Source organism: Azospirillum oryzae (genome assembly GCF_008364795.1).
In the GTDB taxonomy this organism is placed as follows: Bacteria; Pseudomonadota; Alphaproteobacteria; order Azospirillales; family Azospirillaceae; genus Azospirillum; species Azospirillum oryzae.
Genome location: NZ_VTTM01000006.1, coordinates 173,462 through 196,237, shown reverse-complemented (window position 1 = coordinate 196,237; position 22,776 = coordinate 173,462). Strand labels below are relative to the sequence as shown.

Below are 22,776 nucleotides of genomic sequence, written 5' to 3'. Positions count from 1 at the left end.
TCAGGCTCGCGTTTCAGGCTCGCGTTTTCAGGCTGGGGCGACGGTCGGGAGCGTCACCTGCTGAGCCAGCGATTCCACCGTTCGATGACCGCGGCGCGGTTGGCGGCGATCCATGCAGGGTCGATCACGGCCATCTTCGCCATGTTTTCCGGCGCCGAGCCACGCGCTGCACGGTCCTCGGGGCTGAGAAGCGCCAGCATGTTGCGGTTCGAGGTGTCGTATTTGAATGCGTTCGCGAAGGTGAGGTGTGCTTCCGGCCGGGTCAGGTAATAGTCGAGAAAGGCGTAGGCCTTGTCCTGGTTCGCTCCACCCTTGAGCATCGCCCAATAGCCGATATTCGGCACGGCGTCGTTCCAGACGACGGAGATGGGCAGCCCCTGGTCCTTGAGGACGAAACCGCTGCCTGACCACATCATGGCCATGACGACCTCGCCAGAGCGGAGCAGCTGCATGCTCTGGTCGCCGGTGCGCCACCAGACGGCGATCGATGGGCGCAGCTCGTCGAGTTTCTTGAACGCACGGTCGAGGTCGAGCGGGAAGAGCTTGTCCCGCGGCACCCCATCGGCCATCAGTGCCGCCATGAGCGGCCACCAGGGCGCGCCGGCGTTGGGCATCGCGCGCGGTCCGGGGAAGCGCTTGACGTCCCAGAAATCGGCCCAGGTCTGTGGCCCGCCCTGAGGGAACCGCTTGGCGTCGTACACGATGCTGACGCCGCCCATGGTGCGCAGCAGGCCGCGCTCGGTGCAGGCACCGTCAACCGCCTGGGAGAGGTTCGTGAGCCTGGAGCAGTCAAGCTTGGCCAGGCTGTCGGCCTGCGCCACCAGATCCTCCGGCCAAGCCGTGACGATGTCCCAGCCGATAGCGTTCGCCTCGCGCATGGCCTTCACCTTGGTCCAGGTTTCCGCGTTGCTGGCGGCCACCGGACGGATGCGGATACCGGTCTTTTCCGTGAAGGGCTCATAGAAATTCTTGCGCAGCGCCTGCTCGAACGCGCCGCCCGTCGCGACGACGACCAGCTCCTTCTCTTGCGCACGAGATGGAGCCGCACTGCCCAGCGCGACCGCCAGCGACACGGACAGGAGGGTAAGGGTCCGCAATGAGAGCAAGGTGTCCTCCCTTATGAGTGGTCAACGCACAGTTCGTAGAGCCACGCGTTTCGTTATGGCGATTTAATGAAAGGTATCTTGCATCATTGCGTAAAAAGGCGCAATGTGTTTTTCATTGATAGGCAATCATGAAATTTAAGCGACACGCGTAACCGGGAAGACCTAGAGATGAACCTGCTGGAACGGATCGGCCTGCGCCGCGACGATCTGACGGAAAGCGAGCAGGCGCTCGCCCGCTACGTCGCGATGAACTACGCCGGCCTCGCCTACGAGCCGGCAGCCCAGATTGCGCAGAAGTGCGATGTCAGCGCGGCGACCGCGACGCGGTTTTTCACGAAGCTGGGCTATGACAGCTTTGCCGACGTGCAGCGTGAAGTCCGCGAACAGATCGAGCAGCGCCTGAGTTCGCCGCTCGGCCGCTTGGGGACGAAGGGGGCCAACGCGGAGTCGATGACGGACTTGGTCGCCCAGACCATGGAGCGCGATCTGCGCAATATTCAGGCGGCCAGTGCCGGGATGCAACCGAGCCGGATCATCGGCATGGCCGAGATCCTCGTACAGTCGAAAGGAACGCTCTACGTCTACGGGGAAAAGAAGGCGCATGCCGTCGCCTTCTACCTGTACGCCCAACTCAATCTTTGTCTGGACCGGGTGGTGATGCTGACGTCCGAGCAGTCGCTGCTTGCGGACCGCTTGCTGCAGGTTGGCCCCGACGACAGTCTGCTGGTCGTCGATCCCCGACGCTATGCCCGTTCATCGCTCTACGTGGCGCAAACCTTTAGTGAGCGCTCGGCCCAGGTCCTGCTGCTCGGCGACAGTGAAACGTCGCCGATAGCCGCGATGGCCAGTTTCGGCATCCACTGCCCGGTCGAAGGGGCCTCGTTGTTCGATTCCTATGCGGCTCTGATGTTCGCGGCCAACGCTCTGAGCAACGTCGTGGCCGCACTCCGCAAGACTGAAATCGCCGACCGCTTGAAGGAAGCGGAACGGCTCTGGTCTCGCTTCGAGACATTCGCAATCAAGGATAAATAGTCCAGCGAGCATGGATCCATGAACTCGGGTTGTTGCATAGATAACGGCGGTGCTGCAGGGAAGCCGGGAGATGTTGTCGTTCTCGACGAGGTCAGCAGTCATAAGGGAGCTGCCGCATGCAAGGCCATGTGGGATGTCGGCGCCCATCTGCTCTTCCTGCCGGCGGTACTGTCAACTTCACGGTCGGTTGACGAGCTGAGGGTCTGAACAACCTACGTTCTGGATGCTTCAGGGGGTCAGGGCGAGGCCGGTCACCTCGCGCCAGATGGTGAAGGCGCGAGCTCGGGTAGTACGGTACTCGGTAGCGGAGATCAGGTGGCGGTGCAGCTGGAAATGGTTGTGGATTGCGCTGTGGATGGAGAGGAACCTTGGGGCATGCTGGGCGGATTTGAACCTCTTCATGTGCCGCTCGCGCCGTCGGGTCGGTTGATGCGACACTTCGCAGGCGTTGTTAAGGTAGCGGCTTTGCCGATGCTCGCTGCCGAGCTTCAAGTCCTTCTTCGCCGCCGCGTAGGATTTCAACTTGTCGGTCACCAGGACACGCGGGGCATAGCGCAGCCCCTTCAGCAGCTCGCGGAAGAAGCGCTTGGCTGCCTTCGTGTTGCGGCGGCTCTGGACCAAGATGTCGAGGACCACGCCATCCTGGTCGATAGCACGCCACAGGTAGTGCTGCTTGCCGCGGATACGAATGAACACCTCGTCGAAAAACCATTTGTCACCCGGTCTGGGCCGGCGACGCCTGAGGGTGTCGGCGAAGTCACGCCCGAACCGGAGGCCCCAATCCCGGATGGTCTCGTAGCTGACTTCGATACCGCGAGCCGCCAGGATCAGCTCGACCTCGCGCAGGCTCAGGCTGAAGCAATGGTACAGCCATACGGCCTCGTTGATGATCGCCGCCGGAAAACGGAAGCCGCGGTACGGGTTGATGGGCGTGCTCATGACCGGAAACCTGTCACAGACAGGGCGCGCCCGCCAACCTGACAGCACCGTCGAGTTCGCCACCCTGGAATGGGTGGACTGGTTCAATCACCGGCGCCTGCTCGAACCCATCGGCAATATTCCTCCCGCCGAGGCCGAAGCACGCTACTATGCCCAAGCTGACGACGTCGCCATGGCCGCGTGACTCAAGCCGAATGGCCTCCGACAAACCCGGGGCGGTTCAGCAATGACGCCGTTCCACCATTTCGATCATCTCCACGACGGCGTGACCTGCTGACCTCCGCCGGGAGGGGGACGTCGGGGAATGGCCGCGCTTCAGGCGACTTGGCGCATGATCCACCCCCCTCCTCGGCGGACAGCTCCGAGCAGCTCCGCCGCACGGGGAACAGGGGCAGCCAATCGGCTTGGCTCCATTCAACTGCCAGCCATTCCGCCGCGTGCCGGCCAACTTTGCCACAGAGCCCTCAGGGGGACGGCCCAAGCAAGCGGGCATCCCAGATCACGGGCCGAGGGCGGGATGCGCGGATGTCGGCGAAGTCCGGGTGAATCTGATTGATCAGGAGGTTGCGCTCGAAGCCCATGGCCGGGTGCGACGGCACGACCAGGACCGCCGACCGTCGGCTGTCGTACCACGCGTCGCCATAGGCTCGGCTGGCCGCGTAGCCGGGATCGTCCCATCCGGGCACGTCACCGAGTCCGATCTCCTCGACCTCGACGTGCCCCGGAATGAAGATCTCGGCGAACTGCTGCCCGGCGGGGATCCGGCCGATCCGTGTGTGCGCCAGCTTTTCGAGCATCGCGGTGGCGAAGCCAAGCCCGGCATAGACGACATGACGTCCCTTGGAGTTCCAGCGGCCGCCGGTCCTGAAGGCCCCGCCACCGTCCAGCAGCGGAAAGCGGTCATCCGCGATGCGAAATGCCGTCAACGGCCCCGTCGTGTGTGATGGCATGGCTTACGCGGGCAGACCGTGCAGGATCGCGTCGAGAATGTCCTCGACATGCCGGGCGCCGAATTCATCGACGGCCACCTCGATGGGAGCACGATCGGCGAGTTCCGGGTGCGGCGTCGTCAACCACTGCCGGGCATCCTCGGCATTGCGCCACACGTATTCGGCATGCGCGATGACGTTCGCCACGCGCGCCGTGCGCTCGCCTTCCGCCGGGCTGAGCCGTCCCTCCCGCAGGCGGCGCTTCAGCGTTCCTTCCGGCACGATGCGGTTCATCAGCGTCCGGCGCGCCACCGGATCGGCATAAACATGGCGGGCAACTTGGTCGAGGGCGTCGACGGTCACCCCCTCGCCAATCCGGCGCAGCAGATCCATCGGCGTGGTGACGGCACCGCCAAAGGTGGCGCAGCCGCCCATGACGTTGACAATCTCCTGAACCTGCATCTCCGCCTCCGATCATTTGATCCTAGAATATAGTATCAGTTGGTCTGAGCACAAGACGGCTGGTGGCCGATCATCGCTTCTCAAATCATCGCCAGCCCTGCCGACGGCGCCGGACGGCGCTGGCAATCGTTCCGTTCAACCCTTCGATCACCCCGCCATCCCCACCAAAAAACATGTTGAACAAATCACTGACGATCAGTATGCTGTCTATCAGCACACTGATTAACTTCGACGGAGCGGAGAGATGACCGGCGGGCGCGGAGGCAGGTGGGGATTGCACGGTGTGCGGTTCGTGCTACGAAACACGTCGCGCCATCGATCTGGAGTTAGGCGGCAATGGGGGACTTCATGTTGCACGGCGACCTGCATCTCAAACCCGGCCATTTGATCCGCCGGGCGCAACAGATCGCGGTGTCGATCTTTCTTGATGAGTGCAAGGAATTCGACCTGACTCCGACGCAATACGCGGTGCTCGCCGTGCTGCGGGAGAAATCGGACCTCGATCAGATCACCCTGGCGTCACGGGCGGCCTTGGACCGTTCGACCATCGGCGGTCTGGTCGAACGGCTGGAGGAAAAGGGCTGGATCCGCCGGACGGTCGGGGTGGAGGATCGGCGCCAGAAGCTGGTGTCCCTCACTGAAGCCGGGCAAGCCATGCTGGAAACGGTGGAGCCGTCGGTGGAGCGGGTGCAGCAACGCCTGCTGGAACCGCTGAACGGCGACGAGCGCGCGGTTTTCATGGCCCTGCTGGAACGCCTGGTGGACGAGAACAACGAAAGCAGCCGCGCTCCATTCAAGAAGTAAACGCTGCCCATTCTGGCAAGTTGGCCAGATGATTGACTGACCCGTGCGCCAGGAGTTTGGCGCGCTTTCTTCATGCTCCTATAGTTTCATTTGATAATTTCCCTGTTTTGAAATTTCCAGATTCCGAACACCCGCCCGCCGCTTGACGAAGCCGGCGAACGGCGCCCTGCACCCAAACTTTGCCAGAACCGGCTGACGCCGGAATCGGAGGACTCTCCATGCTTGAACTCGGTCGTCTCGAAGACCTGCCGGAGGACTACCGTGCCGCCCTGACCGCGCAGAATCTGGTGCCGTTGTGGCCCAGCCTGCGGGCCGTCCTGCCACCCGGCAAGCCCGCGCGGCGGACCCAGCCGATCGCCTGGTCGTATCGGGACCTGCGCCCGCTGCTGCTCCGCGCCGGTGACCTGACGCCGATGGAAAAGGCGGAACGGCGCGTGCTGGTGATGGCCAATCCCGGGCATGGCCTGGAAAAGATGCAGGCGACGTCGACGATTTATCTCGGCATGCAACTTCTGCTGCCCGGCGAATGGGCGCCGGCCCACCGGCATACGCCGAACGCCGTGCGCATGATCGTCGAAGGCGAAGGCGCCTACACCACGGTGGACGGCGAGAAATGCCCGATGAGCCGCGGCGACCTGATCCTGACCCCGACCGGCCTGTGGCACGAGCATGGCCATGACGGCGACAAGCCAGTGGTCTGGCTCGACGTGCTGGACCTGCCGATGGTCTATTACATGGAAGCTTCCTACGTCACCGAAGGCAACGCCCAGTCGGTAAATGGCGAGGCGGCCGAACGCGCCTACCAGCGCGGCGGCGTGGTTCCGTCGCCCGTCTTCAACCGGGCCGGAAAGCCCTTCCCGATGCTGCGCTACCCCTGGGCCGACGTTCGCAAGGCGCTGCTGGCCCTGGCGGAGAGCCAGCCCGGCATCGACGCGGTACAGGTCGCCTACGTCAACCCGGAGACCGGTACCGACTGCCAGAAACTTCTCGGTTTCTCGGCCTTGATGCTGCGTCCGGGCGAACGGCTCGACCTGCCGGCGCGGTCCACCGCCATGGTCTTCCACCTGATCAAGGGCGCCGCCGACGTCACACTGGACGGCAAGCACCTGGCCCTGGCGGAGGCCGACACCTGCTGCGTGCCCGGCTACGAACCGGTGAACCTGCGCAACCCGTCCGCCGAGCAACCCGCCTTCCTCTTCATCGCCGACGACGCGCCGCTTCAGAAGAAGCTGGGCCTCTACGAAGTCCGCACTTAAGTCAAAGAAAAGAGACGAGACATGTCTGATGCCAAATATCTTTGGACGCCCGCGCCGGTCACCTCGTTGCCGGTGCGGGGCAGCGACGCGCGCTTCCCGGTGAAGCGGATCTTCTGTGTCGGTCGCAACTATCATGCCCACGCCATCGAAATGAGCCGCCCGGTCGACAAGGCGTCGTCCAAGCCCTTCTACTTCCTGAAGGACCCGTCGACCCTGGTGCCGTCCGGCATGACGGTTCCCTACCCAGCCGGGACCGCCAACTACCAGTATGAGATGGAGCTGGTTGTCGCCATCGGCGCCGAGGGCTTCCGTGTCACCGAATCCGATGCCGGACGCCTGATCTACGGCTATTGCGCCGGGCTCGACATGACCCGCCGCGATCTGCAGCTGGTGGCCCGCGACCAGGGTCGGCCGTGGGATCTTGGGAAGAACTTCGAGAACTCCACGGTGTGCGGCGCGATCGTTCCGCAGGGTGATCTCGGCGTTCTGAAGACCGGCGCGATCAGCCTTCAGGTTAATGGCGAGCAGAAGCAGAGCGCCGACCTCAGCCAGCTGATCTGGGACATCCCCGAGCTTCTGGCCGATCTTTCACACTATTACCACCTGCAGCCCGGCGACCTGATCTTTACCGGAACACCGGAGGGTGTCGGCCCGGTCAAGCCCGGCGACCGTCTCACCGGGCACGTCGAGAAGGTCGGCGACATCGCCCTCACCATCGGCACTGCCGAATAACGCCCCGACACCCCTCCGTTTCGAAAATCCGAGGAAGAGATGACTGAAGAACTTCCCGTGCTCGTCGCCGGCGGCGGCATCGGCGGTCTGGCGGCGGCCCTGGCCCTCGTGCGCCGCGGCTTCAAGGTCCAGGTGTTCGAGCAGGCCCCCGAGATCGGCGAGATCGGTGCCGGCATTCAGCTTGGCCCGAATGCCTTCCATGCCTTCGACGCGCTGGGTGTCGGCGACAAGGCCCGCAGCCGGTCCGTCTTCACCGACTACATGGTGATGCACGACGCCATCGACGAATATCAGGTCGGCAAGATCCCGACAGGCGAGGCGTTCCGCCAGCGCTTCGGCAACCCGTACGCCGTCATCCACCGGGTCGACGTGCATCTGTCGCTGCTGGAGGGGGCGCAGGAGACCGGCCGGGTCGAGTTCCGCACCAACACCCGGATCGAACGCATCGAGCAGGACGACACCAGCGTCACCGTTTATGACCAGAACGGCAACGCCTACAGGGGCGTGGCCCTGATCGGCGCGGACGGCGTGCGGTCTGTGGTGCGCCAGCAGTATGTGAACGACCCGCCGCGCGTCACCGGCCATGTCGTCTACCGCGCGGTGATCGACAAGTCGGAGTTCCCCGACGAGCTGAAATGGAACGCGGCCAGCATCTGGGTCGGTCCCAACTGCCATCTGGTGCATTACCCGCTGCGCGGCGGCGAGCAATACAACGTCGTCGTCACCTTCCACAGCCGCAACAAGGAGGAGTGGGGCGTGACCGAAGGCAGCCCGGAGGAAGTCCGCAGCTATTTCCAGGACATCTGCCCGAAGGCCCGCCAGCTGATCGACCTGCCCAAGCAGTGGAAGCGCTGGGCCACCGCCGACCGCGAGCCGATCCCGCAATGGACCTTCGGCCGCGTCACGCTGCTGGGCGACGCCGCCCACCCGACGACGCAGTACATGGCCCAGGGCGCCTGCATGGCGCTGGAGGACGCGGTGACGCTGGGCGAGGCCCTGCGGGTCACCGGCAACGACTGGCCCAAGGCGCTGGACCTGTACCAGCGGTCGCGCATCACCCGCACCGCGCGGATTGTGCTCTCCGGCCGCGAAATGGGGCGAATCTACCACGCAAAGGGCGTCGAGCGTCTGGTCCGCAACTCGCTGTGGAAGGGCCGCCCGACCGAGCGCTTCTACGATGCGATGGAATGGCTGTACGGCTGGAACATCGGCAATTGCCTGGCCCAGGGCTGAAGGGTTCAAGGCCATGATGCAGCTCTACAACTTCTTTCGCAGCGGAACGTCGCATCGCCTGCGCATCGCGCTGAACCTGAAGGGGCTCGACGTCGAGTACGTCGCAGTCGACCTGCGCACCGAAGAGCATAGCGGCACCGCGTTCCGGGCGATCAACCCGCAGGGGCTGGTGCCGGTGTTGGCCGTCGATGGGGAAAAGGGCGCCCACGCGCTGACCCAATCCCCGGCGATCATCGAATGGCTGGAGGAGCGCTACCCGATACCGCCCCTGCTTCCCGCCGATCCTGATGCGCGGGCGCGGGTGCGGGCGCTGGCCGCCCTGGTCGGTTGCGACATCCACCCGTTGAACAACCGCCGGGTCCTTGAATATCTGCGCAGGTCGCTGGACTGTGGCGAGGCGGCGGTGCTCGCCTGGTGCGCCACCTGGATCGACGCCGGCTTCCAGGCGCTGGAGACGATGCTCGCCACCGACACGCGGCGGGGCGCCTTCTGCTTCGGCGACGCGCCCACGATCGCCGACGTCTATCTGGTGCCGCAGATCGAGAGCGCGCGGCGGTTCAACGTCGACCTGACGCCCTACCCCACACTGGTGGCGATCGACCGCGCCTGCGCCGCCCTTGATGCCTTCCGCCGCGCCGCACCTGCGAACCAGCCCGACGCAACCTGACCGCCACACCGAACCGCCACACAAGACCGAACAGAAAAAAGGGAGGGAAGAATGCAACCGAGGACGTCCATCGCGTGGGTGACCGCCGCGCTCGCCGCCTCTGCCCTATCGCTCGCCGCCCACAGCGCCTGGGCCGCGGATCCGCTGAAGGTCGGGCTGGTCCTGCCGATGTCCGGGCCCTTCGCCTCCTACGGCAAGCAGATCGAGCATGGCGCCCGCCTCTACCTCCAGCAGTCCGGCGGAACCATCGCCGGCCGCCCGGTGGAACTGATCGTCAAGGACGACACCGGCGTCGCCCCGGAAATCAGCAAGCGCGCGGCGCAGGAGCTGGTGGTCAAGGACAAGGTTGACGTGCTGGGCGGCTTCGGCCTGACGCCGTCGGCCTTCGCCGCCGCGCCGATCGCCACCGAGGCGAAGAAGCCGATGATCGTGATGAACGCGGCCGCGTCGGCGATCACCACCAAATCCAACTACGTCCTGCGCGTCTCGCACACGCTGCCGCAGCTGACCGCCCCCATCGCCGACTGGGCGGTCAAGAACGGCATCCGCAAGGTCTATACGCTGGTCGCCGATTTCGGCCCCGGCCACGACGCCGAGGCACAGTTCAAGAAGACTTTCACCGCCGGCGGCGGCGAGATCGTCGGCGAGGTGCGCACCCCGGTGAAGAACCCGGACTTCGCTCCCTTCCTGCAGAAGATCAAGGACATCAAGCCGGACGCGGTGTTCCTGTTCGTGCCGCCCGGCGAGCAGACGGTCGCCTTCATGAAGGGCTTCGTCGAGCGCGACCTCGCCAAGGCCGGCATCCGCATCGTGGCCACCGGCGACCTGACGGAGGAGGACATCCTCGACGCCGTCGGCGACAACGCGCTGGGGCTGATCACCTCGCTGCAATATTCGGAAGTCCACAACTCGCCGGAGAACGCCGCCTACACCCGGGCCTATTACGCCGCCTATCCGAAGGACCGCCCCAACTACATGTCGGTGAGCGGATTCGACGGCATGCAGCTGATCGCCCGCACATTGGAGAAGACCGGCGGCGACGTCACCGCCGACAAATTCATGGCGGCCGCCCGCGGCATGAGCTGGACCAGTCCGCGCGGCTCCATCGCCATCGATCCGGATACCCGCGACATCACCCAGACCATCTACATCCGCAAGGTCGAGCGGGTCGACGGCAAGCTTCAGAACGTCGAGTTCGACGCCGTGGCCAACGTCCGCGATCCGGGCAAGCCTTAACCGCGCGCCGCGGTCCCGGGTGCCCCCGCCGGGGACCGCAACCTTCCGCTTTTCATCGCGTCCTTTCGTGCCGCCCTTTCGCACCGTCGACAAAGGAGCTTGCCATGACCGTCCTCTTCGACGGTGTCGCCTCGGGGATGTTGCTGTTTCTCATCAGCGTCGGTCTGTCGGTCACGCTGGGGCTGATGAATTTCGTCAATCTGGCACATGGCGCCTTCGCCATGGTCGGCGGCTATCTGTGCGTCCTGCTGCTGAACCGCGTCGGCGTGCCGTTCCTGGCCGCGCTGCCGCTGGCGGCCGGCCTGACCGCCCTGGTCGGGGTGGTGCTGGAACGCACGTTGTACCGCCGGCTGTACACGGCAACCCATCTCGATCAGGTGCTGTTCTCGATCGGTCTGGTCTTCATGTCGATCGCGGCGGCCCAGTTCCTTTTCGGTGCGCAGCAGCAACCCCTGACCCTGCCGGATTTCCTGCGCGGCCAGATCAGCCTGCCGGGACTGGACATGGGCGCCTACCGCCTGTTTCTCATCCTGCTCAGCCTGGTGATCGCCTTTGGCCTGCAGCGTCTGGTCGGCGGCACCCGGTTCGGGGCGGAGCTGCGGGCATCGGTCGACAACCCGCGGGCGGCGCGCGGCGTCGGCATCAATGTCGAGCGCGTCTTCACCCTGACCTTCGCCCTGGGAACGGCGCTGGCCGGGCTGGGCGGCGCGCTGGGCGTCGAGATGCTGGGCCTCGATCCCGGCTTTCCGGTCAAATACATCGTCTATTTCCTGATCGTCGTCGCCGTCGGCGGCAGCGGCAACATCACCGGGTCGCTGGTCGCCTCGCTCATTCTCGGCGTGCTCGACGTCGCCGGAAAATACTACGTCCCGCAGATCGGCGCCTTCGTCATCTACGCCGTCATGGTGGTGATGCTGATCTTTCGCCCGCAAGGGTTGTTCGGGCGCCGCGCGGCGCGCTAGAGGACAAGAGCATGAGTCTCGCAACCTTCGATCTGACCCCGCTCCGCCGCGCCGATCGCTGGCATCCGGCGGAACTGGCCTTCTGGCTGCTGCCGGTCGCCGCCTATCTGGTCTTTCCCGACAATCTGGTCCTGCTGACCCAGATCGCCATCACCGCGCTGTTCTGCCTGTCGCTGGACCTGATCCTCGGCTATGCCGGCATCGTTTCGCTCGGCCACGCCGCCTTCTTCGGGTTTGGCGCCTACGCGGCCGGGCTGCTGGCCGCCAACGGCATCGGCGATCCGCTGGCCGGTCTGGCGGTGGCCGCACTGGCGAGCGCCGCGCTCGGCTTCGTCACCAGCTTCCTGGTGCTGCGCGGTTCCGACCTGACCCGGCTGATGGTGACGCTGGGCATCGCGATGATGCTGTACGAGGTCGCCAACAAGCTGACCGACCTCACCGGCGGGGTCGACGGGCTGCAAGGCATCGAGATGACGCCGCTGCTCGGCCGGTTCACTTTCGACCTCTACGGCAAGACCGCCTATTGGTACGCGGTCGCCGTCCTGTTCTTGCTGTTCTGGGCGGCGCGCAAGCTGGTGCACAGCCCGTTCGGACTGAGCCTGAAGGGCATCCGCCTGAACGTCGCGCGCATGCCGGCCATCGGGGCGCCGGTCAATGCCCGGCTGTCCGCCATCTACACGATCGGCGCCGCCTATGCCGGAATCGCCGGGGCGCTGCTGGCCCAGACGACGCAGTTCGTCGCCTTGGACGTCCTGTCCTTCAACCGGTCGGCCGAGCTGATGCTGATCCTGGTTCTCGGCGGGTCGGGATCGCTCTACGGCGCGGTGATCGGGGCCATCGTCTTCATGTCGGCCCACCATGTGCTGTCCGACATGAACCCCGAATACTGGCAGTTCTGGCTGGGCGCCCTTCTGGTGGTGGTCGTTCTCTTCGCGCGGGACGGGGTGATGGGTGGCTTGCGGCGGCTGAGCCATGCGGCCGGCGGCCTCCGGAAGGGAGCACGGTGATGGATTACGCTCTGCAGACACGCAATCTCGCCAAGAATTTCGGCGGCTTCACCGCCACCAACAATGTCAGCCTGAATGTCGAGGCCGGCGCGCGCCACGCGCTGATCGGCCCGAACGGCGCCGGCAAGACCACGCTCATCAACCTGCTCACCGGCTTTCTTGAGCCGACGGCCGGCCATGTCATCCTTCAGGGCGAGGATGTGACACGGCTGGGCCAGCACCAGCGGGTCAAGCGCGGTCTGGCGCGGACCTTCCAGATCAACCGGCTGTTCGCCGACCTGACCGTGCTGGAATCGGTGACCATGGCGGTCAATGAGCGGCTGGGGCTGGGTGCCCGCTTCTGGAAGCCGGTCGGCGCCCATGGCCAGGCGGTGGAGGAGGCGGTGGCATTGCTGGACAGCCTGCGCCTGCTCGATGTCGCCCACGAGAAGACCCGCAGCCTTGCCTACGGCAAGCAGCGGCTGATTGAGATCGCGCTGGCGCTGGCGATGAAGCCGCGCGTCCTGCTGCTGGACGAGCCGGCGGCCGGCGTGCCGACCACCGAAAGCCGTGAGCTGTTCGAGTCCATCGCCGCGCTGCCGCGCGACGTGACCATCCTGCTGATCGAGCACGACATGGACCTCGTGTTCCGCTTCGCCGACCGCATCTCGGTCCTGGTCGGCGGAGCGCTGCTGACCCACGGCACGCCCGAGGTGATCGCCAACGATCCGAAGGTCCGCGAAGTCTATCTGGGGGAGGCGATCTGTGCCTGAGCTTCTGACGCTGGAGAACGTCTGGGCCGGCTATGGCGACGCCGTGGTGCTGGAGGACATCTCCCTGACGCTGGGGGAAGGCGACAGCCTATCCCTGCTCGGCCGCAACGGCATGGGCAAGACGACGCTGTTCTCCACCCTGATGGGGGCGGCCCGGCACCGATCCGGAGCGATCCGCTTCGCCGGCCGCGATCTGACCCGGGTGCCGGCCCACGCCCGCGCCCATTCCGGGCTCGGCTGGGTGCCGCAGGAACGCGACATCTTTCCCTCCCTGACGGTGGAGGAGAACCTGACCGTGGTGGCGACACGCGGCCCCTGGACCCTGCAGCGGGTCTACGAGATGTTCCCCCGCCTGAAGGAGCGCCGCGGCAACATGGGCAACCAGTTGTCGGGCGGCGAGCAACAGATGCTGGCGATGGGCCGCGCGCTGATGCTGAACCCCAGGCTTCTGCTGCTGGACGAACCGATGGAGGGGCTGGCGCCGCTGATCGTGCAGGAATTGATGACGATCATCCAGCGCCTGACCGAAGACAGCGGCATGGCGATCATCCTGGTCGAGCAGCATGCCCGTCAGATCCTGCCGCTGACCCGTCAGGCGCTTGTGCTGGAACGCGGCAAGGCCGTCTATCGCGGCGACAGCGAAACCCTGCTCAACGACCGCGCGCTGCTGGACGGCTGGCTCGGCGTCGTGGCGCACTGATCGACAGGAAGACCGTCATGAAAGCGATCGACATCATCCACGCCGAACACCGCGCGCTGGGCGCCGTGCTCCAGGCGTTCGGCTTCATCCTCGACGAGGTGCGCGACGGCCGGTTGAAGCCTGACTTCACCCTGCTGGAGGCGATGATCGAATACATCACCGAGGTCCCCGACAAGCTGCATCACCCCAAGGAGGACGAGGTCCTGTTCGTGGCCCTGCGAGCGCGCCTCCCGCAGGCGGGTGCATTGATCGACAAGCTCCAGCACGACCATGCCGAGGGCAACCGGCACATCGCGGAACTGCGCGACACGCTGCGCCGCTATCGGGAGGAGGGACCGGAAGGCTTCCGGACGTTCGAGGCGACGGCCCGCGCCTATATCGCCAACAGCTGGAGCCATGTCGCACTGGAGGAGCGCGAGCTTCTGCCGCTGGCCCGCAAGGGGTTGAGCGAGGGGGAATGGGCCAACATCGACGCCGCATTTGAAGCCAACAAGGATCCCTGGTCCGGCCCGACCGGGGAGTTCCGCTCGCTGTTCACCCGCATCGTGTCGATGGTCCCCGCTCCCCACGGCCTTGGGCCGTCCGCAGGCTCCGACACGTAAGATCGGGACATTGGGTTTCGTCCAGCGGCCGCGTCATGGCGGGAGCGGGTCATGGGACGAGGCGCGCCTCGACGGGAACGCCCCATCGCATGTGCTGCATCGGCGCCGGATTGGCGACCGCGATGATACGGGGGCGGTGCGGGATGGGAAAATCCGCCCCGCCTCGCCCCCTGTCCGCCTCAGGCCGCGGCGCTGGCGCGAACGATCGAGCGGGAGAAGCTGCGGCGCCCGTCGACCGCCACCGGCGCAACGCCGGCGACCGTCACCCGGCGAACGACGCGGGGCTGGTCGCCGTAATCGTCGACGGCGCGGTGCTGGGTGGTGCGGTTGTCCCAGATCGCCACGTCGCCCGGGCTCCAGCGCCAGCGCACGACATTCTCCGGGCGGGTGGCATGGCTCTGGAACAGGTCGAGCAGCAGGCGGGAGTCGGTGCTGGTCAGGCCGACGATCTTCTGGCTGAAATGGCCGAGGATCAGGGCCTTCACCCCGCTTTCGGCATGGACATGGACCAGCGGATGCTCCGTCTCGTAGCGGGTGGAGGTGAAGACGGTCTGGTAGCGGTGCAGCGCCTGTTCCGACCGGTTCTGGCGGTCGCCGACATAGTCGTAGACGTTGGAATGCACCACCCACAGCTTCTCCGCCAGCTCGCGCAGCGGTTCCGGCAACTCGTCGTAGGCGGACACGTTGTCGGCCCACATGGTGTCGCCGCCGCGCTCGGGCGCCACGACGCTGCGCAGGATCGAGATCGACGGATAATCCGGTACGAAGGTGACGTCGGCATGCCAGGAACTGGCGCGCTCGCCGCGGCTGCCGTCGACGTCCAGCACATGCTCCGTTCCCGCCAGCGACGGCACCGTCGGGTGGGAAACCAGATCGCCGAACAGCCGGCCGAAGGCCTCCTGTTCCACTTCGTCGAGATGGGTCTGGCCGCGGAAGAAGAGGACTTTGTGTGCGGTCAGCGCCTGCCGGATGGCGCGGATGGTGGCGGGCTGCAGGTCGCCGGACAGGCGGAAGCCTTGCACTTCCGCCCCGATGCGTCCGCCGATCGGGCGGATGTCGAGGCCGAAGCCGGCCAGCGTGGAATCGGAACGGGTATCGATGCCGTCGGTCAGGGTCGTCATGATCGGGAGGTCCTTATCGTTGGGTATGGGATTTGGAAAGGGAATGGAAAGAAGCGGGGTCAGGCGGCACGCCGGGCGGGCGGTTGGGCATGGCCGGCGCCGAGTTCGGCCAGCACGGCTTCGCGCAGGCGGATGAAGGCCGGGTCGGCACGGTCATGTCCGAAGCCGGGGCCGGGAGCGCCGCCGTCCTCCGCCAGGGGCAGGCGACCGGCCGGGATGATGCCGGCGATCCGGCCGGGGCGCGGGTGCATCACCACCACGCGGTCGCCCAGATAGAGCGCCTCCTCCACGTCGTGGGTGACGAGGATGGCGGTGATGCCTTCGGCCCGGACGATGCGCAGAAGTTCGGCCTGCAGATGGCTGCGGGTCAGTGCGTCCAGCGCGCCGAAGGGTTCGTCCAGCAGCAGGATGCGCGGGCGGGCGACCAGGGCGCGGGCGATGGCGACCCGCTGCGACATGCCGCCGGACAACTGCGACGGATAGGCCTTGGCGAAGGCGCCGAGCCCGACCAGTTCCAGATGCTCCCGCACCAGCCTGCGCTTGTCCGCCGCGGGATGGTGCGATTTCAGCAGGCCGAGCGCCACATTCTCCTCTGCCGTCAGCCAGGGAAACAGGCGGTGCTCCTGGAAGACGATGGCGCGGTCCAGGCCGGGGCCGGCGACCGGGCGACCGTCCAGCAGAATCTCGCCGTCGAACTGCCGCTCCAGCCCGACGATCAGCCGCAGCAGGGTCGACTTGCCGCAGCCGGACGCGCCGACGATGGAGACGAACTCGCCCGGCGCCACCGACAGGCCGATGTCCTGCAAGGCGGTGAAGGGCGTGCCCGACACGCGGTAGCGCTTTGTCAGCCCGCGGATCTCCAGCGCGCCGCGCGCCGCGGCCTGATGGGCGGGATGATGGATCGGATGGATGGTGTCGGCCATGGTGGGAATTCTCCTTTCAGGCTCAGCGGTGGCGCCAGCGCAGGGCGCGTGCCTCCAGCCGGGCAGCGAGGGTGTTGAGGGCGAGGCCGATCAGCCCCAGCAGCAGGACGCCGAGCAGGACGAGGTCCATGTGGAAATGCTCGCGCCCCTCGGTCATCAGCCCGCCGATGCCGGGGCCGACGGTCATGAAGTATTCGGCCCCCACCGTGGCGAGCCAGGCGTTGATCAGCCCCAGATGCAGTCCGGCGAAGATGGCGGGCAGCGCCGCCGGCAGGATCACCAGCCGCAGGCTGCGCCAGCGGCCGAACTCCAGCACCCGGGCGACCTCCATCAGCTTGCACGGTGCGGCGCAGGCGCCCTCCCATGTGTTGACGGCGACGGGAGTGAAGGCGGCGAGCGCGATGAAAGCGATCTTCGCCTCCTCTCCCACCCCGAACCACACCGAGATCAGCGGGATCCAGGCGAAGATCGCGATCTGCTTGACGGCGTTGAAGCTGGGACCGATCAGCCTGCCGGCCGCTCGCGACAGGCCGAGTGCCAGTCCGACAACGATTCCGGCGAGGCTGCCGATGCCGAAGCCGGCGATGTCGCGGGCGAGGCTGGCCGCGACGTCGACTGCGAGCCGTCCCTCGGCCAACTCCCGCCCGGCACGCCCGGCGACGGTCAGCAGGGAGGGGAGAAGCTTCGGGTCGAGCAGGCCGCTGCGGCTGGCAATCTCCCATCCCGCCAGCAGGGCCAGTACCGGGGCCAGACCCTGAAGGCGACGGGGATGAAACAGACGGGCTGGGAGGCGGCGGGAAGACGGAGCGATTGCGAGGTCGGGCGTGCTCATGATCCGGCGAGCTCCCACCGTTGCAGGCGGCGTTCCACCCGCGAGAGCGTCCAGTCCAGCGCGAAGCCGACCAGCCCGACCACCAGCATCGCGGCGATCACCATGTCCAGCTGGAACAGCTGGCGGCCCCACACCATCAGGTATCCCAGCCCCTCCGACGAGGCGAGCAGCTCCACCGCCACCAGCGCCAGCCACGCGCTGGTCAAGCCGTAGCGCACGCCGGTAAAGACCGACGGCACCGCCGCCGGCAGGACGATGCGCGTCAGCGTCGCCCATCGGCCGAAGGCCAGGACCGCCCCGACCTCGCGCAGGCTGTCGGGAACGTTGCGGATGCCCTTCTGGGTGTTCAGCGCCACCGGGACGAGCGCCGCCTTGGCGATGATCAGCAGCTTCAACCCCTCGTCGATGCCGACCAGCAGCATCAGCACGGGAATCCAGCCGAGCGGCGGCACCTGGGCCAGTGCGGTGAAGAGTGGTTCGACGGTCCGGCGGACCCGGGGCGACAGCCCCATGGCGATGCCCAGCAGAAGCCCCGCCGTGCCGCCGAGCGCGAAACCCTGCACCACGCGCAGCAGGCTGATGCTGGTGTGGAACCACAGGTCGCCACTGCCGGCGAGATCGGCCAGGGTGGCGGCCACCTGTTCCGGCGTCGGCAGGATCTGGACCGGCAGCCAGCCCAGCCGTGACGACAGCGTCCACAGCCCGAACAGGGCCAGCGGGAAGGCAAGCGCTTCCACGACGCACAACGCCGGGCGCAACGCGGGACGCAGCAAGGCACCGATCGGCTTCGGGTCGGTCTCTACCGGAAAATCCAGCCGCCCGTTGCCGGCGATCAGAGCGGATTCATGGGCGGCACGGCTCAGTTCGAGGTTCGTCATGCGGCGAACTCCTTCGATCGGCGGGGCGTCACTTCGCCGCCGTCTGCTGATGCCCGTTGGCGTCGTAGCGTTTCCAGGTGCCGGCCAGCCCCAGTTCGGCCACGGCGCGGTCGACATAGGCGGGCTCGAACCAGCCGTCGATCCGCACGTCGCCGCGCACCAGCCGGTACCCCTTGGCCCGCTCCGCCTGATCTTGGTAGGCAGCGACGAGGAAATCGTCGATCAGCGGGCTGTTGCGGTAGCCCAGCGCCTGCCCGTCGAAATCGGCGCGGAAGGTCTCGGCCGGAATGCCCGACTTGGCCCATTCCTCGAAGACCGCCTCGCGGTTGGCCTCGTCCGAAGCCCACGCCGCGGCCTTCACCAGCGCCTTCACCACGCGATAGGTGACGTCGGGATGGGCCTTCTCGAACGCCTCCGTCACCAACAGGTGCGAATGGCGGGTGAAGGCCGGATCGTCGCCGCGGGTGCTGTAGACGACCCTGGCGACGCCTTGGCCGTCGAGCGCCAGATAGTCGGCCTGCCCGAACGCCGCGTCGATGTCGCCGGTGGCGAGCGCCGCCGTGGCAGTGGCGAAGTCCATGTTGATGAATTTGATGTCGCGTTCGGTCAGGCCGTGGGCGGCCAGCAGCTTGTCGGTCGCCAATTGCAGGTTGGTGCCGCGGAACTGCGCCACCTTGCGGCCTTTCAGATCGGCGATCGACTGGATGCCCGATTTCGGCGTTACCGCCAGATAGAGGTTCGAGCGCAGGCCGCTGGCCGCCAGGATCCTGGTCTTCAGCCCGTTGGAACGGCCGACCAGCGACGGCAGGTCGCCCTGCAGGGCGAAGTCGAGCTGGCCGTTGGCGATCGCCTCGTTCACTGCGGGGCCGGCGCCCTTGAAGAAGGACCAGTCGAGTTTGACGTCGGGATCGTTCCTGAACTCTTCGGCCAGGATATCCCTGGAATGCAGGATTGCCGCGGTGTTGCCGCTGCCGAACTGGCGGTTGCCCACTCCGACCTGGGCGAAGCCGAAGCGGATGGTGACCGGCTCGGCGACGGCGCTTCCGGCGACCGCCAGGACGGCGGCCGCTGCCAGGAGCGCGCGGGAGATCCGTTTTGCGAATGGTTTCATGGACTGACCACCTTTAAAATCGGTGCAGGTCTCCCGGTGCGGCGCGGAGAGTCGCGCACGCCGTCATGGCCTCCAGGACGGGGCGACGGGCCGGGGAATGGCGAGGCCACAGATGGCGGCAGCACATCCGGGGACCGGATGGACAAGGATCGGCTGCGCCCGGCATCAGGCACGGGGCACCACGCATAGGGTTTCAGGCGCCCGAAGTCAGGTGCGGTTTTCCGCCGCGAGGGGGCGGACGCATGCCTTCAGGCTTGAAGCCTCATGCACGGCGGCAGCGACAACAGAGCGTCGGTGAGGTCGGAACGACGGAAGACGGGATGGAAACTGGAAATGCGACCAAGGACATGTCCGGTCACTCCTTCGACGATTCCACGACCGGGATCGTGGCGCTTTAGCGTTTGGTGACGCGGCGCAAGCTGCTGATTCAAATTGCCGCGGCGGCTCCGGTAGCGGGTTCGCCCCAATTCTCTACTCGATGAGTGGGATATGAGTCAATGCACAAAAAAACTTCTGTGTGGAAATAAAATGAATTCTACTTTGGTAATGGTGTTTGCCGTTCGGCCGATGGTGCGCGTCCGGGCCCTGTGATATGCAGGAGAGAATGAAGCGGACCGAGCAGACACACGGCCGACGCGAATCCCCTTACCGAACGGGACCCATAGAGCGGAGGCTGACGGGCCGAACTCTGGGGAACAGACGCCAACGGCCGGCCTTTTTCCGGAATGACTCACGGAAGGACGGACACCGATGCCTGCAACGCCTCACTTCCACCCCACCGGCGGCACCCCGCCAAGCTCCTTCAACCAGCCCGGCCAGATCGCCATTGTCGGCGCCGGATTCACCGGCAGCCTGCTGGCGGCCCATCTGCTGCGCGGCGCCCAGGCGCCGCTGGTGGTCCATCTGATCGAATACGGACACCGGCCGGGCACCGGCGTCGCCTATTCCACCCCCAATGGCACGCATGTCCTGAACGTCCGCGCATACAACATGAGCGCCTATCCCGACGATCCGCGCCATTTTCTGCGCTGGCTGTGGAGCCGGGCCGAGGGGCCGACGCCGGATCAGCCGATGCCGCCCAGCGGCCATGCCTTCGTATCCCGCGCGTTGTACGGCGCCTATATCCAGGACGTGCTGGCCGAAGCGCAGGCCGAGGCACCCGCCCATGCGCGGCTGAATCTGATCCGCGGCGAAGCGCTGGACGTCCGCACCGAAAGCCCGGCCGGCGGCCGGCCGTCGGTGCATGTGCGGCTCGGCGACGGCCGGGGGATCAGCGCCGATGCCGTCGCACTCTGTATCGGCAATTTCCCACCCTCTCCACCCTCTCTGGCGTCCGCGACCGCCGACGAGGCTTTCGCCTCCGACCGCTTCGTCGGCGACCCCTGGGATGCCGCCGCCATCGGCGGGATCGACCGAGATGCCGCCGTCGCCATCCTCGGCACCGGCCTGACCATGGTGGACACGGTGCTGTCGCTGCTCGACCAGGGGCATCGCGGGCCGATCACCGCGGTGTCGCGCCGCGGTCTGCTGCCGCTGCACCATGAGGAGACGCGGCCCTACACCACCTTCCTGCATCCGGACGTGCTGCCGAGCACGGTGCTGGATGTGCTGATCGCCTTGAAGGCCGATGCGCGGCGGGCGGTCGAGGCGGGCTACGACTGGCGATCGGCCTTCGACGCGCTGCGGCCGCACCATCACCGCATCTGGGCCCATCTGCCGATGGAGGAGCGCCGCCGCTTCCTGCGCCATGCCCGGCCCTTCTGGGAGGTCCACCGCCACCGCATGGCGCCGCAGGTGGCGGACCGCATCGCCGCCGCCCGTGCTGAAGGCCAATTGAGCATCCTGCAAGGCCGCCTGAAGGACGCGGCGCTCACCGCCGACGGATTGGAACTGCGCATTGCCGAGCGCGGTGGCACGGCGGAGCGTCTGCTGAATGTGGGCGCGCTGATCAACGCCACCGGCACCAACTGCGACTATACCCGCATCCGCCATCCGCTGGTGCGTTCGCTGCTGGACCGCGGGCTCGCCCGGCCGGACCCATTGCGGCTGGGGCTGGACGTGACGGAAAGCGGTGCGGTCATCGCCGCCGACGGCACGCCCTCCCCTAGACTGCTGGCTTTCGGCCCGGTCGCCAAGGCCCCCTTCTGGGAAATGACCGCGGTGCCGGAACTGCGCAGCCAATGCGCCGAAGCGGCCCGCCGCATCCTGGACGGGACGGCCGGAGGGGTGATGCCCGGACAGGCGGCGCTGCCGGACATGCCGACGCTGGAGTTTCCGGAGCCGCGGCGAATGTAATAACTGATCTTGCCCCGGTTGGGTGGACACCACAGCTAAGCTCCGCGTGGAGCGGGAAGGTGTCTGATGCCGAAGGCGAGGCGATCCTTCACGGACGAGTTCAAGCGTGAGGCCGTTGCCCTGCTGGAAGGGAGCGGGCGGCCACTGGAGCATGTGGCGCGGGAGTTGGGCCTGCAGGCCTCGGTGATGCGGAACCGGCGGCGGGTAGCCCAAGGCCACCCGCCGCGCTCACAGTCCGGTGCCCCCGCCGTATCCGGCACGGCCAAGCCGGACGAGCAGACGGCAGAGATCGCGAGGCTGCGACGCGAGTTGGAGCGCGTCCGGCAGGAACGCGACATTTTAAAAATGGCCATCAGCTTCTTCTCGGAACCACCGAGATGAGATTCCGCTTCATCGAGGATCATCGGGACGAGTTCCCGACCCGGCTCATGTGCTCGGTGCTCGGGGGTGTCCGCCAGCGGTTACTACGCGTGGCGTGGGCGGCCGGAAAGCCAGCGGGCCGCTGCCAACCGACAGCTTCTGGTCGAGGTTCGACGCGTTCATGATCATCACCATGGTCGCTATGGCAGCCCGCGCGTGCATGCAGCCCTCCGCGCGGAGGGCGTCGCCGCCAGCCGGGGCCGGGTGGCGCGTCTGATGCGCCGGCACGGCATCCGGGGTGCCGCCGCACGCCGGTTCCGGCCCGTCACGACCGACAGCCGCCATGGCCTGCCAGTCGCTCCCGATCTGCTGGGCCAGGCCTTTCAGGTGGCCGAGCCCAACCGGGTCTGGCTTGCCGACATCACCTGTTTGCCCACAGCTGAAGGCTGGCTGTATCTGGCGGCTGTCCTCGACTTGGCGACCCGGAAGATCGTTGGCTGGGCGATGCGCGACCATATGCGCGCCGAACTCGCCACCTCGGCCCAGGTCATGGCCATCCAGCGCCAACGGCCGCCTGTAGGTCTCATCCAGCATTCCGATCGCGGCAGTCAGTATGCCTCCCGGGACTACCGGGACATGTTGCAGGCGGCCGGGATGCGGCAGTCCATGTCGCGCAGGGGCTGCTGCTACGACAATGCTCCCATGGAGAGCTTCCTCCACACTCTCAAGGTCGAGTTGGTCCATCGTACTCGGTTCGAAACCCGCGACCAGGCCCGCAGGGAGGTGTCCGATGCTTATTGAAGCGTCGGACAGACTCTAACCTTTTGATTTTCCCAA

General features: G+C 66.5%; 22 protein-coding genes and 2 pseudogenes. 15 read left to right on the top strand and 9 right to left on the bottom strand.

The genetic code is table 11. The features are described from left to right. Window positions 1-53 precede the first annotated feature (53 nt). Entirely contained in the window at window positions 54-1,106 is a 1,053-nt protein-coding gene (locus FZ938_RS18060) for an ABC transporter substrate-binding protein (protein ID WP_211101096.1), read from the bottom strand. 168 nt (window positions 1,107-1,274) lie between these two features. On the opposite strand from FZ938_RS18060, the gene FZ938_RS18055 reads away from it, so the two are divergent. Then, window positions 1,275-2,138: a MurR/RpiR family transcriptional regulator gene (locus FZ938_RS18055; RefSeq protein ID WP_149199845.1), complete on the top strand. Its 864-nt coding sequence runs from the start codon at window positions 1,275-1,277 to the stop codon at window positions 2,136-2,138. Window positions 2,139-2,366: 228 nt separating this feature from the next. Here FZ938_RS18055 and FZ938_RS18050 read toward each other — a convergent pair whose 3' ends face one another. Beyond that, window positions 2,367-3,077 carry an IS6 family transposase gene (locus FZ938_RS18050; RefSeq protein WP_149199844.1) on the bottom strand — a complete coding sequence of 237 codons (711 nt, stop codon included), beginning with the start codon at window positions 3,075-3,077 and terminating at the stop codon, window positions 2,367-2,369. 49 nt (window positions 3,078-3,126) lie between these two features. On the opposite strand from FZ938_RS18050, the pseudogene FZ938_RS18045 reads away from it, so the two are divergent. Further along, window positions 3,127-3,261 (top strand): annotated as a pseudogene (locus tag FZ938_RS18045) (IS3 family transposase); the annotation flags it as partial. A gap of 280 nt (window positions 3,262-3,541) precedes the next feature. On the opposite strand, the gene FZ938_RS18040 reads toward FZ938_RS18045, so the two are convergent. After that, a complete protein-coding gene (locus tag FZ938_RS18040; RefSeq protein ID WP_246457341.1) occupies window positions 3,542-4,003 on the bottom strand; it encodes an RES family NAD+ phosphorylase in 462 nt (153 codons plus the stop codon). A 27-nt stretch (window positions 4,004-4,030) separates the two neighbouring features. Continuing rightward, a complete protein-coding gene (locus FZ938_RS18035; protein ID WP_149199842.1) occupies window positions 4,031-4,468 on the bottom strand; it encodes an antitoxin Xre/MbcA/ParS toxin-binding domain-containing protein in 438 nt (145 codons plus the stop codon). 336 nt (window positions 4,469-4,804) lie between these two features. On the opposite strand from FZ938_RS18035, the gene FZ938_RS18030 reads away from it, so the two are divergent. From FZ938_RS18030 to FZ938_RS17980, 11 genes are all read left to right on the top strand, one after another. Beyond that, window positions 4,805-5,272, top strand: coding sequence for a MarR family winged helix-turn-helix transcriptional regulator (locus tag FZ938_RS18030; protein ID WP_149199841.1), 468 nt, complete (start codon window positions 4,805-4,807; stop codon window positions 5,270-5,272). A 218-nt stretch (window positions 5,273-5,490) separates the two neighbouring features. Continuing rightward, window positions 5,491-6,528: a cupin domain-containing protein gene (locus FZ938_RS18025; protein WP_149199840.1), complete on the top strand. Its 1,038-nt coding sequence runs from the start codon at window positions 5,491-5,493 to the stop codon at window positions 6,526-6,528. A 21-nt stretch (window positions 6,529-6,549) separates the two neighbouring features. After that, window positions 6,550-7,260 (top strand): fumarylacetoacetate hydrolase family protein, encoded by a 711-nt coding sequence (locus FZ938_RS18020; RefSeq protein WP_149199839.1) that lies wholly within the window; start codon window positions 6,550-6,552, stop codon window positions 7,258-7,260. A gap of 39 nt (window positions 7,261-7,299) precedes the next feature. Continuing rightward, window positions 7,300-8,493, top strand: coding sequence for a 3-hydroxybenzoate 6-monooxygenase (locus tag FZ938_RS18015; protein ID WP_149199838.1), 1,194 nt, complete (start codon window positions 7,300-7,302; stop codon window positions 8,491-8,493). A 13-nt stretch (window positions 8,494-8,506) separates the two neighbouring features. After that, window positions 8,507-9,160, top strand: coding sequence for a maleylacetoacetate isomerase (gene maiA / locus FZ938_RS18010; RefSeq protein ID WP_149199837.1), 654 nt, complete (start codon window positions 8,507-8,509; stop codon window positions 9,158-9,160). A gap of 51 nt (window positions 9,161-9,211) precedes the next feature. Beyond that, window positions 9,212-10,396 (top strand): ABC transporter substrate-binding protein, encoded by a 1,185-nt coding sequence (locus tag FZ938_RS18005; protein ID WP_149199836.1) that lies wholly within the window; start codon window positions 9,212-9,214, stop codon window positions 10,394-10,396. 104 nt (window positions 10,397-10,500) lie between these two features. Next, a complete protein-coding gene (locus tag FZ938_RS18000; protein ID WP_149199835.1) occupies window positions 10,501-11,358 on the top strand; it encodes a branched-chain amino acid ABC transporter permease in 858 nt (285 codons plus the stop codon). An 11-nt stretch (window positions 11,359-11,369) separates the two neighbouring features. Then, window positions 11,370-12,365 (top strand): branched-chain amino acid ABC transporter permease, encoded by a 996-nt coding sequence (locus FZ938_RS17995; protein ID WP_149199834.1) that lies wholly within the window; start codon window positions 11,370-11,372, stop codon window positions 12,363-12,365. Beyond that, window positions 12,365-13,117, top strand: a complete 753-nt coding sequence (locus FZ938_RS17990; RefSeq protein ID WP_149199833.1) for an ABC transporter ATP-binding protein — start codon at window positions 12,365-12,367, stop codon at window positions 13,115-13,117. The genes FZ938_RS17995 and FZ938_RS17990 overlap by 1 nt, the downstream gene beginning before the upstream one ends. After that, window positions 13,110-13,817 (top strand): ABC transporter ATP-binding protein, encoded by a 708-nt coding sequence (locus FZ938_RS17985; RefSeq protein WP_149199832.1) that lies wholly within the window; start codon window positions 13,110-13,112, stop codon window positions 13,815-13,817. The genes FZ938_RS17990 and FZ938_RS17985 overlap by 8 nt, the downstream gene beginning before the upstream one ends. A gap of 17 nt (window positions 13,818-13,834) precedes the next feature. Further along, window positions 13,835-14,419 carry a hemerythrin domain-containing protein gene (locus FZ938_RS17980; protein WP_149199831.1) on the top strand — a complete coding sequence of 195 codons (585 nt, stop codon included), beginning with the start codon at window positions 13,835-13,837 and terminating at the stop codon, window positions 14,417-14,419. 179 nt (window positions 14,420-14,598) lie between these two features. Here FZ938_RS17980 and FZ938_RS17975 read toward each other — a convergent pair whose 3' ends face one another. Genes FZ938_RS17975 through FZ938_RS17955 form a run of 5 tightly spaced genes read right to left on the bottom strand, consistent with a single transcriptional unit; the run spans window position 14,599 to window position 19,284 of the window. Then, the gene (locus FZ938_RS17975) at window positions 14,599-15,540 is read right to left on the bottom strand and encodes a TauD/TfdA dioxygenase family protein (protein ID WP_149199830.1); all 942 of its coding nucleotides are present in this window, start codon (window positions 15,538-15,540) and stop codon (window positions 14,599-14,601) included. A 59-nt stretch (window positions 15,541-15,599) separates the two neighbouring features. Then, window positions 15,600-16,463 (bottom strand): ABC transporter ATP-binding protein, encoded by an 864-nt coding sequence (locus FZ938_RS17970; protein ID WP_149199829.1) that lies wholly within the window; start codon window positions 16,461-16,463, stop codon window positions 15,600-15,602. 22 nt (window positions 16,464-16,485) lie between these two features. After that, window positions 16,486-17,295: an ABC transporter permease gene (locus FZ938_RS17965; RefSeq protein ID WP_149199828.1), complete on the bottom strand. Its 810-nt coding sequence runs from the start codon at window positions 17,293-17,295 to the stop codon at window positions 16,486-16,488. Continuing rightward, complete coding sequence (locus FZ938_RS17960) at window positions 17,292-18,173, bottom strand: ABC transporter permease (RefSeq protein WP_149199827.1); 882 nt, start codon at window positions 18,171-18,173, stop codon at window positions 17,292-17,294. Before FZ938_RS17960 ends, FZ938_RS17965 begins: the two co-directional genes overlap by 4 nt. Window positions 18,174-18,201: 28 nt before the next feature. Next, window positions 18,202-19,284, bottom strand: a complete 1,083-nt coding sequence (locus FZ938_RS17955) for an ABC transporter substrate-binding protein (RefSeq protein ID WP_149199826.1) — start codon at window positions 19,282-19,284, stop codon at window positions 18,202-18,204. Window positions 19,285-20,034: 750 nt separating this feature from the next. Here FZ938_RS17955 and FZ938_RS17950 point away from each other — a divergent pair. Then, window positions 20,035-21,579: an FAD/NAD(P)-binding protein gene (locus FZ938_RS17950; RefSeq protein WP_149199825.1), complete on the top strand. Its 1,545-nt coding sequence runs from the start codon at window positions 20,035-20,037 to the stop codon at window positions 21,577-21,579. 66 nt (window positions 21,580-21,645) lie between these two features. Beyond that, window positions 21,646-22,725: pseudogene (locus FZ938_RS31080) on the top strand (IS3 family transposase); the annotation flags it as partial. Between the last annotated feature and the right edge of the window lie 51 nt (window positions 22,726-22,776).